Source organism: Pedobacter africanus (assembly GCF_900176535.1).
Lineage (GTDB): Bacteria > Bacteroidota > Bacteroidia > Sphingobacteriales > Sphingobacteriaceae > Pedobacter > Pedobacter africanus.
In genome coordinates this window covers 595,811-612,828 of sequence record NZ_FWXT01000002.1, presented here as the reverse complement: position 1 = coordinate 612,828, position 17,018 = coordinate 595,811, and the positions used below count along the sequence as shown (strand labels likewise).

Here is a 17,018-nt window from a genome sequence, read left to right as displayed (position 1 = left end):
TTTAATCAGTTGTAATAATCTTATGTTTAAAAGGATAAATTGGCCCCAAAAGTGATGGTTCTGGCCCGTGGATATGCCGAGTAGTCAAAACCTGGAGTCAGTGCTGTACGCTTTACATTCACCTCCGGATCAATCCCCGTATAGTTAGTCCAGGTATACAGGTTCTGTGCGGATGCATATAGCCTTAAACTCTTCAGCTTAAGCTGCGTAAGAATGCTTTTAGGTAAGGTATAACCCAAAGCAACCGTTTTAAGCCTCAGGAAAGAGCCATCCTCCACAATTCTTGTCGAATAATTGTATCCGTACTGTCCACCCGGTCTGTGCATGGTAGTGTTGGTATTTTCAGGTGTCCATCTATTCTGATAGCTGGCAAACTGGTTTAAAAAAGCCTTATTTCCCGCTTCAAAAACCAGCTTGTTGGCATTGATGATGTCGTTCCCGTAAGACCACTGAAAGAACACACTAAGGTCGAAATTTTTGTAACGGAAATTGTTGGTCATACCTCCCTGATGTATTGGATATCCCCTCCCAATTACCGTTCTGTCAAAATCATTAACTACACCATCTCCGTTGATATCCCTGTATTTGATGTCACCAGGTCGTATAGACGCCCTTGCATTGCCATTGGTTGTAATTTCAGGCTTTAACAAATAAGTAGTTGAGGTTGGCTGTGTAAAATCTTCCAGCTGATAAACCCCGTCCCAGATATAACCATAAATCTGTCCGATTGGCTGGCCAAGTTTGGCAATATACAACGGAACTGCACTGTAAAAGCTGTCCCAGCTTACGGTGCTGGTTAAACTTTCCTGGTTTTCGGTCAACTCTATCACTTTGTTTTTGTTGAAAGCAATATTGAAACTGGTTGTCCAGGAAAAATTATCATTTTGAATGTTTGAAGTATTCAATGAAAATTCAAAACCTTCATTTCGGGTTGCGCCAATGTTCTTAAAGGCACTTCCATAACCAGAGGTATAAGGTAGTTGAGCATTCAGTAACAGATCTGTTGTATTTTTACGGTAATAATCTACGGTCAGTGTTATCCTGTCTTTAAAAAAACCAAGATCTAATCCAGCATCTACCTGTTTTGTTGTTTCCCATCTTAAATTCGGACTGCCCACATTGGTAATGTGTATACCTGGCACCAATGTATTGTTAAACGAGTATGAGGAGGCAATTGGATAGGTCATCTGCGCAAACCGGTCGCCATCACCAACACGGTTATTTCCTGTAGCCCCAAAGCTTGCCCTTAGCTTTGCCTCTGAAAGGAAAGACAGCTTTTTCATAAAGTTTTCATTCATCAGCTTCCATGCTACGGCGCCTGAAGGAAAGTCACTCCATTGATTTCCAGGTGCAAATTTTGATGAACCGTCGTTACGGTACGAGAGCGTCAGCAAATACTTGCCTTTGTAACTGTAATTGATCCTTGAAAGTACGGATACCATAGACCATTCCGAACTATAGGAAGTCACAGGTTGTGGTGTTCCGGATGACAAGCCACTCAAACCCAACGCTTCATTTGGAAGCGCGTTTGCAGATAAACCATAATACAGATACTTGTTACCGGTTAAACTAAAAGCCCCAACGGCGGTAAGCCTGTGGTTCTTTCCAAACTTTTTGTCATAGGTTAATATATTCTCATTCGACCAGGTAGTTGTCTCATAGTTGACAATACTTCCATTTGGCCCATTTGAAAAAGGGTTAGAGGGGCTGCCGCTATAAGTATTTGAATTGTTAAACGATTCCGAACGTCTGTTAACCCTGTTTAAGCCGCCGGTTACCTTCAGTCTCAATTCAGGTATAAAAGCATATTCCGCATATCCGTTTCCTATGAAATTTCTTGCAAATGTTTGCCTCAATTGGTTTTTGGCTGTCATAATCGGATTGAACCTGTAATCCGTACCTGCCGAGACATATTCGTCGGTATCCTCTTCAATTACCTCTTCAGGCAATACCCCTATTGGTGTGACCGGTCGGTAGCCCCATACGCTGTAAAGAAAGTTATTCATTGAAGAACCCGATGCTGTAGATGTAGCTGAGCCAAAGGTTTTCGAACTGGTATAAGTTAGGTCTGCCCCTACTTTAAGTTTGTTGTTTACAGTTTGGTCTAAGGTCATTTTAACCTGCTGGCGTCTGAAACCAGAGTTTATAATGGTGCCATCCTGTGAAAAGAGCTGTCCTGAGAGCGAATAACGGGTTTTATCGGTGCCTCCCGACACGGATAATGAATTGCTCAGCATTGGCGCAGTTCTGAACAACTGACTTTGCCAATCTATGCCTTGCGCATTTCTGTAATCTTCCAGGGTATATTTATAGCCTATTGGCGGGTCTGTTGGATCTACCGGATCGGGGATTGGGCCCAGATAAGCATTTTTGAAGTCGGTTGCATTGATTTCACTTTGCAACTTCAGGTACTCGTACGGACTCATTAAGGGAATCTGGTGCACATTATCCTGTATGCCAAACGATCCATTATACCTGATTGTTGGAAGTCCTATTTTTCCTCGTTTTGTAGTGATCATGATCACACCATTTGCTCCCCTGGCACCATATATCGCAGTAGCAGATGCATCTTTCAATACATCTATCGATTCTATCTCAGCGGGATTAATTGCGTTGTTGTCAAAGTTATCGATCGGAAAACCATCGATTACATACAATGGGGAATTGTCTTGTGTGATGGAATTGGTACCACGGATGATGATGTCTATTCCTGAACCGGGTTGCCCTTCGGATGAAGTGACCTGTAGCCCCGCTACACGGCCGGCAAGGGCCTCATCAAAAGACCTGACCGGAGCCTGCTGAAAATCGCTGATATTTACCTGGCCCACAGCGCCCGTCAGGTCCGAACGCTTAACAGTTCCATAGCCGATTACAACCACCTCATTCAGTTTAGATAAATCGGCCTCAAGGTATACATTGAATTGATTTTGGGTACCAACAACAATTTCTTTGCTGGCATATCCGATATAGGACACAATTAAAGTTGATTTCGGGTCAACCCCTTTTAGTTCAAATTCGCCATTTGTATTGGTAGTAACCCCTTTGGTTCCACCTTTAACCCGTACATTAGCGCCTGGCAGGGGCTTCCCTTCAGTGTCGAGTACTTTTCCCCTAATGTCAACCAATGCCATAATACTGGTCGGCGAAGATTTGTTCTGATTCGACTTAATGATAACGGTTTTGTCTTTAATGGAATAACTGAGCTGTTGATTGGCAAAAAGTTTTTCCAAAGCTTCATTTAAGGAAACATTAGAAAAATCTATGTTTACAGCTTTTGCATTAGCCAGGTCGGTATCCTCGTAAAGAAAGTTGTAACCACTTTGCTGCCTGATTTTCTTGATTGCATTTTCAAGTGCAATATTTCTTGCAGAAAGTGTTATTTTTTGCCCGTAGGTAGCTGCACTCACCTGAAGTATTGCAACCATTAATAATACTGAAGTTAATTTCATAACCATCAGGAATTTCGTTCTATAGCAATGAGGTTTAAATAAAATCCTTGTAGAAATTTTATACATTTGGTTTGGTTTTGGTTATCATAAACAATTGTTTCGCGACATTTTTTATAAGTACCTTAACTCTTTTTCAGGAGTGTTGGTCGCACTCCTGATTTTTATTTCAGCACTTCTTTTAGTCTGTTAGGGGTCTCTTTTAAAATCTTTCATATTTGGTTTATTTGGTTTATTTGGTTTGTATAGTTATTGTTTGTTTTCCTTTTCCGGGAGATACTTTTATTTCACGGCCTTTAACCTTAAATTCTACTTTATTGGTCATTTCCAGCATCTGCAATACCTCGGTAACCTGTGCGTAACGGGATAATGTTCCGGTAAATCTTAAAGCAGAAACATTTCCGTCATAGCTGATGTCAACATTGTACCATCTGGAGATTTTGCGCATAATCGCAGTTATACTTTCGCTTGAAAAGACAAACTGACCATTCTTCCAGGCAATGGCTTCTTCGGTATCCACATGTTTGATACGGATTCCGGAGTTATTTCTCAAAGCCTGATCTCCGGGTTTGAGCCGCCGTTCAGCGCTAAAGTCTGCTGCATCATTAATGAGCGGACTAATGCTCACAGCACCTTCTATAAGTGTGGTGGTTGTTTCGGGTTCATCTGTATAAGCATTGATATTGAAATGCGTTCCCAGTACTTTAACTTCCTGGCTGGCACTGTGAACTATAAAAGGCCTGGCTTTGTCTGTTGATATTTCAAAATAAGCTTCCCCGTTTAAGAATACCAAACGTTGGTTAGACTTTGTAAAAGATGAAGGGTATTTTAATGAAGATGCGGCATTCAGCCAAACCTTTGAGCCATCAGGAAGGAGAATATGGTATTGTCCACCCTTCGGGGTCTCTATGGTATTATAGCGCGGCGTTTCATCGTCGTTCTGCTGGTCTGAAACAGTATACACCAATTGTCCTTCAGCTGTCTTTTTAATTTGCACTCCAGATTCGTTCAGCACTTCCCCACTGTTTAAATCATTTAACGCTACTCGTTTGCCTGAGCTTAACGTCAGGTAGGCAAGATTGTTACCGGGTAAAATAGACGTGTTGTTTTTTACAATGTTTTTCTTGTCCGAATCTTCTGAAACGAGGTATATCGCAAATACTGAAAACCCTATTAAAATCAATGAGGCTGCTATATATTTAAGCCACGGACGTCGTATCTTACCAGATTGATCCCTGGTAGTCAGACGTTCGATATGCCGGTCCATGTCCTCTTCTATAAATTCGTCCATTTCATCGATGCCCATCAGCCCGAATAAGGATTGCAATTCTTTTTCAGACGCTGCATTTTCTGCATAACGTTGAATTAATTTACGCTTATGGCCTGAATTCTGTTCGCGCATACCTGGCAATGATTTCTGTTGTTTGTGGTATGACGATTAGCATACAGGGCTAAGGTACCCCTGTTAAAAAATAAAATTCAATATTAAGGTTAGAGTCTTGTCAGAAAACAAACTAAAACACTTAAAGAAATTCCCAGCTCAGTCTCTGCAGCAACACGCAATACCTTCATAGACCTCACCATGTGTTTTTTTATGGCATGACGTGATATGCCCAGTATCGCCGCTGCTTCATCATAACTTTTAAATTGCTGCCGGCACAATTTAAAAATCTGCTGGCTCTGAGGCGGCAATTTTAAAAGTGTCCGATCAATAAAGCGAAGGTATTCATTATACTGATGGTTATCTTCACTGGGATTGTTATGCAGTGGGTAAGCCTGAAGGATCAGGTTCATTGCAGTTTGTTCAATTGCTGCGCGTTTTAAGAAATCCAGGCAGAGCCTTTTGGCAATGGTAAATGCATAGGCATTAAAAGTATGAATACCACTTAGCTCCTCTTTCCGTTCCCATATTTTTAAAAATACGTTTTGGCAAATATCATCAGACAATTGTGCTGATTTCAGGTATCTTTTAATGAACAGATAGAGGCGAATGTGGTACCGCTCATATAACACAGTAAACGCTACTTCATCTCCCGCAGATACGAGTTGGAGCAATGAATATTCGTCAATGTGATCCATTTTTATCCTATGCAGAGCGGCTTTTAAGGTTGAAATTCATCTGCAAAATATTGATATTTTTTAAAATAATAGCACCTGAATTGAAAATAAATGTTAAATTTTATTTAATTGTGTTGTTTTTTGTTTAAATTAATTACGAATCCACTATTTAAAGCTAGAAATATCTATTCTGTATCTCCAATTAATGTCCCGGAGACATTCCAGGCGCTAAAACTTCCACCCTCAGGTTTACCAAGAGGTATGGCTACCTGTAGCGTATGCTTGCCAGGTTTTAGATTTGGGAGTGGGATCTCTACAGGCAGGGTAATTGTTCCAGGACACCAATTGGAACGACTCAGATCGGAAGAAGATAAGCCATTGCCAAAATTACCGGAAGCCGGGTTTAAGAATCTGTATGTCGCACAATCTTCCCGCCAGGGTATAAAATGATAAACACGCTTGCCGTCAACAAAAATTTCATTCTGCTTAGGTACAAACTCGTCACCACCACCCCAGCCTCCATGACCTGTGGTAAGGTATCTTAATTTAAGATTTTTTACACCTTCCGGTATATCAAAGGTTACATGGAGTGAATCCTGGTCGAACATGGTCCCGTATTCCTGACCAGACATTTCCATTAAATTCGTGGTGTTAAAAATCGGCATTAGCCATTTTTTTTCTTTCTGTTGCTTATCTCCTTCATATCCAGGATAATACTTGAAATAAAGACTCGCTTTGTGCCCGCCTTTATCGTAATTTCCAATAAAAACACCTATCCATACTTCTTGTTGTAAAGCTGGCAGAAGCGCCGTAATATCTTGTTTATACACCACCGAATCGGCCCAGTTGTACCCCTTTATCTTTGCCTGGGCATTGAAATGCCCAACCCCAAAAGAAGTAAAAAAACGCATCAACTCCAGCGGTGGTAAATAGTCATCTGTAGCAGTAACCCCCTGGTATTTTTTTCCATTCCGGCCAGTATAAATGGGTAAAACCTTAATACCGTTCTGAAGGGCATTAAGATAAGAAATGGATTTATCTGCAGGAACCATAAACACAGAACCTGTTCGGTCATAAGCATCACCGTTAGAGCGTTGTACCAGCTCCACAAACAATTGCTGGCCAGCTTTTGTCTGAGGTAATCTTACTTTCTTCAGTATAACGGTTCCACCTGAGAAACGATAAGTTACATTGGTTTGCACTCCCTTTGGGTTTTCTATGCTATTGCCAAAGCTAATCTGTTCATCATTAAAAATTGTAAGCTTGGTATAACGATTTTCTATAACCTGTCTCTGGTAAGCCGCTTCATCTAATATAGTGCCCCAGCTACTTGGCCAGGCAAGTTCTTCTTTTGTTACCGGACGATAGTCAATGTGTTTTGCAAAAGTCTCTGCGTTGCCGTTACGGATGGTCTTTAACACCAAACCTATTCCGGGTGCAACGGATATAGCAGGTGTTCCCTTGATTTTAAGGCTATTTGTATACCAGATTTCTATGGTATTGGAACGGATAAAAACCTTTGCTCTTTTACATGGAATACCAAGGATGGTATCAATTCCCGAAAGTAATTCGGCCTTGGCATATTCGTTAAAGTTCTTTTTTAGCGTATAAAAACTGCCGTTACTATTTTGGACCTGATAGCTCGCCTTTTGGGCCATTTGAAGATACTGCATTTCTGATTGGTACCCCGGAGCAGCCAAACGTACCTGATTGCCTTTCACAAACATTTTTTGTTCGCTGTTCGACTCCTTTCCGTTATTCCGGAATCCATAGGTCACCACTGCTTCGGTAGCTGCTGTATTTATCTGGGAAAATAAAGCACTGGGACTTAAAAATAAGGCCAACCCTAATAAAATTACTCTCATGAATATAAAGTTAGTTTTATTTTCCGATACAGAATTTGTTAAAGATATTCTCCAGCAGGTCATCTGTTGACACAACCCCGGTGATGAGCCCAAGATAGTAGAGCGCCTGCTTGATGTCCATAGCCAAGAAATCAGAAGTAACAGGATTGTTCAACCCTTCAGCCACATCACTTAAAGCTGCCCGGGTTTTTTCCAGTGCTTCCACATGCCTGATATTGGTTACCATTGTATGGTTGTTGGAAAGCTTATCTCCCACTGCTGCATCATATAGGAGTTGTTTCAATTCTTCAATATGCTGGTTTTGTTTTGCAGAAATTGAAATGAATTGTATGCCGGCAGGTAATTTAAGTTCTTTTAAGCGGTCACTGAAGGAAAGGTCCATTTTATTCGCCACAGCAAGAAATGCCAGACCAGGCTTATGTAAGCGTAAGATGTCCTCTTCAATCTCTGAAGCAGAAAGGTTTACCACATCAAACAGATAGACCAGTAATGCCGATTGATTAATTTTCTGCATTGTTTTCTCCACGCCAATGGCCTCAATTGTATCCGTAGCTTCCCGGATTCCGGCAGTATCGATGAGCCTGAAATTAATGCCGTTTATATTCAAAACCTCTTCTATGGTATCTCTTGTCGTACCTGCAATTTCACTTACAATGGCCCGGTCTTCATTGAGGAGGGCATTTAGTAAGGTCGATTTTCCGGCATTGGGTCGGCCTGCAATTACCGTATTGATCCCCTGTTTAATTACGTTGCCTAATTCAAAAGAGCGAATCAGTTTGTTCAAGACCAAAGTGATCTTTCCAATAAGTTCCTGTAGCTGGTCACGATTGGCAAACTCTACATCTTCCTCGGCAAAATCAAGTTCCAGCTCAATCATAGATGCAAAATGTATCAGCTGTTCCCTTAACACATTCAGTTCGGTGCTGAAGCCACCCCTTAGCTGGTTCATTGCCACATTGTGGGCCGCGGCCGAATCTGAGGAGATCAGATCAGCAACAGCTTCAGCCTGAGAAAGATCCAACCCCCCATTTAAAAAAGCTCTTAAGGTAAATTCACCTGGCCTGGCAGCCGAAGCCCCTTTCCTGATCAACAGGTTAATGATCTGCTGTATGATATAATTGGAACCATGACAGGAAATTTCTACAACATTTTCTTTGGTATATGATTTAGGCGCGACAAATAAACTTACAAGTACTTCATCTATAATTATTTCACCATCCTTAATTAAACCAAAATGTATGGTATGAGAATCCTGTTTTAGTAAATCCTTTCCACTAAAAACGGCGTTGGTAATGGCAATGGCATCTTTTCCTGAAAGTCGGATTACTCCTATAGCACCCGTACCCGGCGGTGTAGATAAGGCAACTATAGTGTCGTTTGTAATCATGGCTAATTTTATTATGTTTGATTAAAGGCACAAAACTAGCCAAACATTTGATACCTTTTACTGTTTACCTCTTGAAAAACAAACAAATTACGAATGAAAGACATGCCCCTAACCGTCCGACGGTCAATCGAACTCCTTGGAATTGCACTTGTTGGTGCAATTCTGGTCATAGGAAAGGACATCATCATGCCAGTCATCATGGCATTTTTTATTAGTATCGTTCTGCTACCTGTATTTCGTTTCTTAAGGAAATATAAGTTTCCGGAAATAGCCGCCATTATTCTCCCGATCTTACTTGTTGTTATTTTTGTGGGGGCTATTGTCTGGTTCTTCTCTGCTCAGATTGGAGTTTTGGCTGCAGATTTTCCCCAGATCAAAAGTAATGTCAACACGCATTTAAAGTCGCTCAGCGAATGGTTTAGCACCATCAGTCATGTTTCTACAACCGAACAAATGAAGTTCATTACAGAAAAGAGCGATGATCTGCTCGGGATGGCAGGAAAGGCTGCAAGCGGGGCTGCTGTAACGCTAAGCTCCATTTTTGTATTCCTTGGCCTTCTTCCCATTTACATCTACCTGATGCTTTTTTACAAAGACATTTTGCTGCGTTTTATTTTCATGTGGTTTACACCGGCACACCATCCGAAGGTAAAAGAAGCGATCTATGAGACCGAGTCCATCATTAAAAATTACCTGATAGGCTTGTTGATACAGGTTACTTATATGACCATTCTCCTGGGCGGAATCCTGTTGCTTGTTGGAATTAAACATGCGTTGCTGATTGGTGTTATTTTTGCCATTTTAAACCTTATCCCCTATGTGGGTGCATTAATCGGAAATATCATTGGCGTATTGCTTACACTGACCTCTTCCACGGAGCTGTGGCCGGTAATTACAGTTTTAGGGGTGATAGCGGTTGTTCAGTTCCTTGACAACAATATACTGATGCCTAGGATAGTTGGTTCCAAAGTAAAGATCAATGCTTTGTTTGCGATCCTGGGGGTGATCATTGGGGGTAGTATCGCTGGTGTATCCGGAATGTTTCTCTCTATGCCAATTATAGCTGTTTTAAAGGTAATTTTCGACAGGACAGTTATCTTCAAACAATGGGGCGTACTGCTTGGTGATGAAAGGCCTTCAAAAAGCCCGATGACTTTTGCTTCTTTCAGAAAGAAGCAGGCCGTACCTGCAAAAGCCGGTGTAGAAAAAACAAAAGAGAAGGATTAGCCCTTCTCTTTTGTTTTTATCTGGGTTCAGAAATACTCCTGTCTACATCCTTTCCGGAACAGTAATGCCTAAAATGCGCATACCTCGTTTCAATACATCTGCAGTAACATGGCTCAGATTCAGGCGGTGCAGCTTTACAGCCTCGTTTTCCTCTTTAATGATTGGTGGTACTTCATGGTAAAACTTATTGAACATCTTAGCCACTTCGTATAGATAATTGGCTAAAGTAGCCGGACTATAAGTTTTAGCTGCAGATGAAATCTCGGCAGGATACCTGGCCAGTAGCATGATCATGTCGCGTTCGGTAGCTGTAATGGCTGCAGCATCAATACCCTTTGCAGCAAAATCATAGCCTGCTTTTCCCAGCAAAGATTTGATCCTTGCATGCGTATACTGTATAAAAGGTCCTGTATTGCCTTGAAAATCAATAGATTCTGATGGGTCAAACAGCAGTCTTTTCTTAGGCTCTACTTTTAACAGGAAATACTTTAATGCACCTAAGCCAATGTTATAATAGAGTGTCTTTCTTTCCTCTTCTTCAAAATCGTTTACCTTGCCCAGTAGTTCCGTTTTTGCCCTGGCGGTTTCTATCATTTCGGCAACCAGGTCATCGGCATCCACTACTGTCCCTTCTCTGGATTTCATCTTTCCACTTGGCAAATCGACCATACCATATGAAAGATGGTGCAGACCTTTTGCCCAGCTTTTGCCCAGCTTTTCTAAAATCAGGAACAAAACTTTAAAATGATAGTCCTGTTCATTTCCCACTACGTAGATGGATTCATCCATTTTAAAATCATCGTATTTCATCTGAGCGGTACCCAAATCCTGGGTAATGTAAACGGATGTTCCATCGGCGCGCAATACCAGTTTCTGATCCAAACCGTCTTCAGTGAGGTCGATCCAAACCGAGCCATCAGGCTTTTTAAAGAAAACGCCTTTTTCCAGGCCTTCGTCAACAGTTCCTTTACCCAATAGATAGGTATTGCTTTCGTAGTAATATTTGTCGAAATCAACTCCAAGGTTCTTATACGAAACTTCAAAACCCGCGTAAACCCAGCCATTCATCTTTTTCCAAAGCTCAATCACCTCAGGTACGCCAGCCTCCCAGTCCTGCAGCATTTTTTGTGCTTCTTTAATTAATGGCGCATTTTTTTTGGCTTCTTCCTCGGTTTGTCCTTCCAGTTTTAAAGCATTAATTTCCTTTTTATATTCCTTATCGAAAATTACGTAATACTTCCCAACCAGGTGGTCTCCTTTCATCAAGGAACTTTCCGGTGTTTCTCCATCACCCCATTTTTGCCAGGCCAGCATAGATTTACAAATGTGAATTCCTCTGTCGTTTACCAGGTTCACTTTAATCACCTCATAGCCATCAGCCTTAAGGAGTTCTGCTACAGAATAACCCAGTAAGTTATTTCTTACATGCCCCAGGTGCAGGGGTTTGTTGGTATTGGGTGATGAATATTCAACCATCACCTTCCTGCCATTGGGTTTAATGGCCATAAACAAAGGATCCAACAACTTGTTATTGAACAGGTTTAACCAATAGGAATCAGCGATGCTAAGGTTTAAGAATCCCTTAATCACATTAAAGCCAGTTACCTCCTGCAAGTGCTGCACCAGATATTCACCCAGCTCAGTTGCAGTTACTTCGGGCGTTTTTTTTGAAAACCGTACAATGGGGAAAACTACAAGTGTCAGTTGCCCTTCAAATTCTGGTCTGGTATCCTGTAAAGTTAACTGGTTTTCTGGTAAATCCTGATTGTATAAGTCTTTTACTGCCGCTGTTACTGCAGTGATAATTTGTAGTTCGATATTCATATTGCTAATAATCCCCAAATCTACTATTCATTTCTGAAAGCATTGGTAGCTTTAATTAAAATTTCAAAAGCATGTTCTGCCATTTGATTTTCACGGTCTAAGGTTGGGTTTACTTCTACAATTTCAAAGCAGCATACCTTTTGATTGGTAATTAGGCGCGACATCAGGTTCCCCGCTTCACGCTCCGTAAGGCCTTGGGCTACCGGGGTACCTGTGCCCCTCGATGCAGTTGGGTCAAGGGAATCCACGTCAAAGGAAACATAGATCAGGTCACAATGCTCCAGGTACTTAAGCGTTTCAATCACTGTACGTTCCACCCCTCTTTTACGCAGTTCAGCTGTAGTCACAATTTTAACCTTGTTTTTTTTCAGCAGCAACTCTTCAGGGCGTTCCATATCCCTGGCAGAAATTAATACCAGGTCCCGGTAACTGATTTTAGGCGCTATTTTACCCACGTTCTTCAGCTGATACCAATAGTTTATCGTTTCCTGATCCAGTTTGTTCACCTTAGCGTCCAGATTGTCTTCATCAAGTGCCATCGCCAGGGGCATTCCGTGCATATTTCCTGAAGGTGTTGTGTAAGGCGAATGTAAATCTGCATGTGCGTCAATCCATATTACACCTAACCTGGCCTTTGGATTTACTGCTTTAATGCCGGCAATGGTGCCGGCCGCTGTACTGTGATCGCCCGCCAGAACGATCGGAAAATCACCTTTATTTAATGTAGAACTTACCTCATCACTTACCCGCTCCACCATGGTCAGAATTCCTGAAATCCGCTTTGCATAGGGGCTTCCAGTACTTTCAAGCAACAAATGGTTCTCGTTAGGAACCTCTACTGTCTTGTGTTTTTTAAAAAATCTGCTCCCAAAATCAAGCGCCGCAATCTTGATTGCATCCACACCCAAACTCGCCCCTCGCGTGCCGGCACCTATCTCAGATTTTACTTCTATAATTTTTAAAGTCTTAGTCATAAAAAAAATACGGGTGTATTTTATAAAGTGTTTATCTTTGAGCCCAAAATTAACTCATTTTAATTTGCCACACCTTATAAATAATAGTTCAAAAATAAAAAAATGCAGAGTTACTCCGAATTTCTTGATCTAAGTGTTGGGTTTCCACAGGAAGGTTACAGCGTAATAGACGACGAATTATATTTTCAAGACCTCAATCTGATGGAGATGATTGAAACCTATGGCACGCCATTACGTTTCACTTACCTTCCAATGATCAGTAAGAAAATTCAGCAGGCCAAGTTGTTGTTCCAGACAGCGATTATCAAAAATAACTATCGGGGCGACTATAAATACTGCTATTGCACTAAAAGTTCACACTTCAGACATATCGTAGAAGAAGCGTTAAAAAATGGAATCCACCTGGAAACCTCTTCTGCATTCGATATGCCGATGATTGAAGCCCTGGAAAAGAAAGGCGCCTTGACCAAAGATATTACCGTGATCTGCAATGGTTTTAAAACTTACCAGTATAAGCAGTACATTATTGATATGCTGCACGATGGTTATAAAAACATCATTCCGGTGCTGGACAATAAGGAAGAATTTAATCTTTTTGACGATGAAGTAGAAATGGACACCCCTTGTAACCTGGGTATCCGGATCGCTGCAGAGGAACAGCCAGATTCGCAGTTTTATACCTCACGTTTAGGTGTACGTATGGAAGATGTGATTGACTTTTATAACAACAAGATTTCCGCTAATCCTAATTTCAGAGTTAAACTGCTGCATTTCTTTATCAATTCCGGTATCACAGACTCACCTTATTACTGGAACGAGCTTGAGAAATATGTAACTTTATATTGTAAATTCAAAAAAATCAATCCGGAACTCGATACTTTAGATATTGGTGGTGGAATGCCTTTTAAAGATTCACTGGTATTTGATTTCGATTACGAGTATATGGTAAATGAAATTGTAAAGCGAATCAAAGAAATCTGTGCAGAACATGACGTGGTTGAACCGGATATCATTACCGAGTTTGGAAAATATACCGTTGCTGAGGCCTCTGGGATTCTATATAAAGTCCTTGGCCGTAAGCAGCAAAACGACCGGGAGAAATGGCTGATGCTGGATGGGTCATTTATCACTAACCTTCCGGATGTATGGGCTTTAAACCAGAAATATATCTTATTACCCATCAACAATTGGGATGCCGAGTATGAGCGGGTAAACCTTGGCGGTATCACTTGCGATGGGCAGGATTATTATAATCAAGAGGCGCATATGAATAGTGTGTTTATGCCTAAAACCAGAAAAGTGCAATACCTTGGATTCTTTAATACAGGGGCATATCAGGAAGTGTTGAGCGGATATGGCGGAATACACCACTGCCTGCTTCCTAGCCCAAAACACGTCATTATTCGCCGCAACCGCGACGAAACTTTTAACTTTGAAGTCTTTGGCGAAGAACAGAACAGCAAACAGGTTTTAAAAATACTAGGCTATACCTAGAATGAGCCTCCTGCAATTTTTATTACCCCGAAGAGATGATATCTATCGGGGTATTTTTTTTCGGTACGGTCTTGCCCAGGTCCCCTCCAGCTTAAGGTCAAAAAGCACCTTTATACTGCCTTAATAATGCCTTTATCCCACCTTTGTTCGCAAAAAGTACCCTTTTTGTGGCGCAGGGCAGAACAATCTCCGAATAAAGGCCAATGAAAGCTGGCTTTAGCCCCATTTTTGCAGGTTAATAAGATAATGGTTATTTTTAGTATTGTTGGTACCGAATTAGCTAGCTTTACCGTTATATAGAAATTTAAGCATTTATAGATGACAGACAAACCTTCTTTTTGGCAGCGGATCGGTATACAGGATTGGTTTTTAAGTAACAATAACTCGGCCCCCATCGCTAAACCGGAACCGCTTACACCAGACACCGTATACAAGTACATCATTGATAAATTCAAGGAATCCATTACTGAACTTTCTTTTGCCGAACGTGTTGTTTTTTATCATGAATTCATCATTTGCCTCAACACAGAAGATTACCGGATGTTTATGGACAATAAAAACGGCTTGTTTGGATTAATCGCCCAGGAATCGGTAAAGAAGTTCTATGAGATACTAAATGATCAGGCCGCAATAGGCAAAAGAGTTGAACCATCCAGCAGCAAATGGGTATTCCGCTTTGTTTCCCATCCTGATTATAAACAGGGTGATAAAGGCTTTATAGGTAAACTGATGCCGGATGGTGCACAAAAGCAGGAAAATTTAAGGGTAACTTTTATACCAAGACAAACCGGACTTGCCCAAACATTTGATATCAGTAATGAGATCTTAAAGGATTTCATATTTTACAGCGAAGGTTATTACGAAATCCCTTATCTGGCTAACCTTAAATTTGAAACTAAAGCCGAGGCAGAAGATGGAAATTTATTGCTGGCCAGGTTTGAAACTACCCTGCCGGATAAAGCGTATGTAGGCCAGAAACTGGAATACCTGATGAAATTTAACGAGATCACTGTCTCGGGCAATGAAGAAATAAAAGAAAGCCCGAACATTTTTAAAATACCTTCGGATTGGGTCAACTCTCCTCACCTGCGCATCCGGTTCAACAAAACAGAAGATAAGTTTTATTTGTCTTCCTTTGGTGAGAAAACTATTCTCAATGAAGCCCTGGTGGAAAGAAGTAATATAGATGATCCGCAATGGGTAGAACTTCCCCTGAACTCCAGGATAATATTGAATGGAATTATTGGTGTTAATATATTTAAAAATTGATTTATGTCGCAGATCGCGTCTATTGTGTTACTAATGATATGTGTGATCCTGTTGATCGCCCATTTTGTGGCCATTAAAAAATCGACCAGCAGGAATGGATAAAAATTATTTTGGAATAACCGATACCGGAAAAGTACGCAGCAACAATGAGGATACCTTTATTGCAGAAAAGATAACGGATACCGATTTTGTGTTGGCCTGTGTGATAGATGGTGTGGGCGGTTATAGTGGTGGCGAGGTAGCTGCATCCATAGCCAGGCAAACATTGCTGCGTTTACTCGATAAACCGGAAGGTGACCTTTCTTTGTTAATCCAGGCCGCACTTGCCGAGGCAAACGATCAGATCATCATAGGCAGGCAACAAAATAAGGAGCATGAGGATATGGCCTGTGTACTTACCCTGGCCCTTGTTGATATCAAAAACAACCAGTTCTATTATGCACACGTGGGCGATACCAGGCTATACCTGCTAAGAGATGGTTCATTGATAAAGATATCTAAAGACCAGTCCTTTGTCGGCTTTATGGAAGATTCGGGCCGTTTAACAGAAGAGCAGGCCATGCGGCACCCCAAAAGGAACGAAATCAATAAAGCCCTTGGTTTTGCCGGTAATATTGGCTGGCAGGAAGATTATATAGAAACGGGCCATTCCCCCTTTCTGCCGGGCGATCTGATCCTGCTGTGCAGCGATGGTTTGTCGGATATGGTAAACAAACAAGAACTCACAGCTATATTGTTAAAAGAACCTGATCTGAAACTGCAAGGGATTGAATTGATCAACGCTGCAAACAGAAATGGCGGACTCGACAACATCACTGCCGTACTGGTAAAAAACACTAATGTTCCCTTTGCGCATGAAGCAACCAAACCGGTATCAAAACACAATAAAAAGAAAACGCCACAGGCGACACCTGCAGCATCAGTTCCGGTTGTACAGCCTGGCATTGAGAATGCAGACCAGCCTGCTGTTATAGCCCCGGTAGCCGGCGGGAAAACAAAAGGCATCCTCCCCTGGCTGCTGTTTGTTGCGGTGATTATCCTGCTCAGTGGAGCTTATTTTCACTGGAAACAGTCCTCCGGAAGTCTGGGCAATGGATCTGCAAACCTACCCGACTCAACTTTGACAAGCCAAAAAACACAGGAAGAACGATTGCAGGACACTTTAAACAAATTAAGAGGAAATATATTAATCCTTGATGATTCCTTATTTAAATCGCCTGTATTGATCAGCAAGCCTATTCAGATTACCAGAGATAGCCTGTATTTAAAAGCCGAAAGCAATATTGTGTTTAAAAGTGACAGCGGTTACACCGGGCAGCCATTTTTTATAGCACCTGCAAATAAAAGTTCCCTATTTGAGAATTTCACCTTCGAAAATTTTAAAGAGGTAAACGCATTGCAAAAAAAAGGTGTTTTACTGAAAGATGTGAAATTCCTGAAAACAGATTCTTTAACTCCAGCAGCTAAACCTTAA

General features: G+C 41.3%; 11 protein-coding genes. 4 read left to right on the top strand and 7 right to left on the bottom strand.

Annotated elements, in window-relative coordinates:
• Positions 1-26: 26 nt before the first annotated feature.
• From B9A91_RS17000 to mnmE, 5 genes are all read right to left on the bottom strand, one after another.
• Entirely contained in the window at positions 27-3,425 is a 3,399-nt protein-coding gene (locus B9A91_RS17000) for a TonB-dependent receptor (RefSeq protein ID WP_235012587.1), read from the bottom strand.
• Positions 3,426-3,678: 253 nt separating this feature from the next.
• The gene (locus tag B9A91_RS16995) at positions 3,679-4,848 is read right to left on the bottom strand and encodes a FecR family protein (RefSeq protein ID WP_084240203.1); all 1,170 of its coding nucleotides are present in this window, start codon (positions 4,846-4,848) and stop codon (positions 3,679-3,681) included.
• Between the two features lie 89 nt (positions 4,849-4,937).
• Positions 4,938-5,525: an RNA polymerase sigma factor gene (locus B9A91_RS16990; RefSeq protein WP_084240202.1), complete on the bottom strand. Its 588-nt coding sequence runs from the start codon at positions 5,523-5,525 to the stop codon at positions 4,938-4,940.
• A 164-nt stretch (positions 5,526-5,689) separates the two neighbouring features.
• Positions 5,690-7,369, bottom strand: a complete 1,680-nt coding sequence (locus B9A91_RS16985; protein WP_084240201.1) for a PNGase F N-terminal domain-containing protein — start codon at positions 7,367-7,369, stop codon at positions 5,690-5,692.
• A 16-nt stretch (positions 7,370-7,385) separates the two neighbouring features.
• A complete protein-coding gene (gene mnmE, locus B9A91_RS16980) occupies positions 7,386-8,756 on the bottom strand; it encodes a tRNA uridine-5-carboxymethylaminomethyl(34) synthesis GTPase MnmE (RefSeq protein WP_084240200.1) in 1,371 nt (456 codons plus the stop codon).
• 93 nt (positions 8,757-8,849) lie between these two features.
• On the opposite strand from mnmE, the gene B9A91_RS16975 reads away from it, so the two are divergent.
• On the top strand, positions 8,850-9,983 hold the full coding sequence (locus B9A91_RS16975) for an AI-2E family transporter (protein ID WP_084240199.1): 1,134 nt from the start codon (positions 8,850-8,852) through the stop codon (positions 9,981-9,983).
• Positions 9,984-10,025: 42 nt separating this feature from the next.
• On the opposite strand, the gene argS is transcribed toward B9A91_RS16975, so the two are convergent.
• Positions 10,026-11,807 (bottom strand): arginine--tRNA ligase, encoded by a 1,782-nt coding sequence (argS, locus tag B9A91_RS16970; RefSeq protein ID WP_084240198.1) that lies wholly within the window; start codon positions 11,805-11,807, stop codon positions 10,026-10,028.
• A 23-nt stretch (positions 11,808-11,830) separates the two neighbouring features.
• A complete protein-coding gene (locus tag B9A91_RS16965) occupies positions 11,831-12,781 on the bottom strand; it encodes an arginase (protein WP_084240197.1) in 951 nt (316 codons plus the stop codon).
• Positions 12,782-12,883: 102 nt separating this feature from the next.
• Between B9A91_RS16965 and B9A91_RS16960 the strand changes: the two genes are divergently transcribed.
• The 3 genes from B9A91_RS16960 (at position 12,884) to B9A91_RS16950 (ending at position 17,018) form a co-directional block, all read left to right on the top strand.
• Positions 12,884-14,275 (top strand): arginine decarboxylase, encoded by a 1,392-nt coding sequence (locus tag B9A91_RS16960; RefSeq protein WP_008246064.1) that lies wholly within the window; start codon positions 12,884-12,886, stop codon positions 14,273-14,275.
• A gap of 318 nt (positions 14,276-14,593) precedes the next feature.
• Positions 14,594-15,544 (top strand): hypothetical protein, encoded by a 951-nt coding sequence (locus B9A91_RS16955; RefSeq protein ID WP_084240196.1) that lies wholly within the window; start codon positions 14,594-14,596, stop codon positions 15,542-15,544.
• Between the two features lie 94 nt (positions 15,545-15,638).
• Entirely contained in the window at positions 15,639-17,018 is a 1,380-nt protein-coding gene (locus B9A91_RS16950) for a PP2C family protein-serine/threonine phosphatase (protein WP_084240195.1), read from the top strand.

Bases quoted from the DNA above. Each gene is read 5' to 3' on its own strand.
- B9A91_RS17000 (WP_235012587.1), bottom strand. From the start codon at position 3,425: ATGGTTGCAATACTTCAGGTGAGTGCAGCTACCTACGGGCAAAAAATA.
- B9A91_RS16995 (WP_084240203.1), bottom strand. From the start codon at position 4,848: ATGCGCGAACAGAATTCAGGCCATAAGCGTAAATTAATTCAACGTTAT.
- B9A91_RS16990 (WP_084240202.1), bottom strand. From the start codon at position 5,525: ATGGATCACATTGACGAATATTCATTGCTCCAACTCGTATCTGCGGGA.
- B9A91_RS16985 (WP_084240201.1), bottom strand. From the start codon at position 7,369: ATGAGAGTAATTTTATTAGGGTTGGCCTTATTTTTAAGTCCCAGTGCT.
- mnmE (WP_084240200.1), bottom strand. From the start codon at position 8,756: ATGATTACAAACGACACTATAGTTGCCTTATCTACACCGCCGGGTACG.
- B9A91_RS16975 (WP_084240199.1), top strand. From the start codon at position 8,850: ATGAAAGACATGCCCCTAACCGTCCGACGGTCAATCGAACTCCTTGGA.
- argS (WP_084240198.1), bottom strand. From the start codon at position 11,807: ATGAATATCGAACTACAAATTATCACTGCAGTAACAGCGGCAGTAAAA.
- B9A91_RS16965 (WP_084240197.1), bottom strand. From the start codon at position 12,781: ATGACTAAGACTTTAAAAATTATAGAAGTAAAATCTGAGATAGGTGCC.
- B9A91_RS16960 (WP_008246064.1), top strand. From the start codon at position 12,884: ATGCAGAGTTACTCCGAATTTCTTGATCTAAGTGTTGGGTTTCCACAG.
- B9A91_RS16955 (WP_084240196.1), top strand. From the start codon at position 14,594: ATGACAGACAAACCTTCTTTTTGGCAGCGGATCGGTATACAGGATTGG.
- B9A91_RS16950 (WP_084240195.1), top strand. From the start codon at position 15,639: ATGGATAAAAATTATTTTGGAATAACCGATACCGGAAAAGTACGCAGC.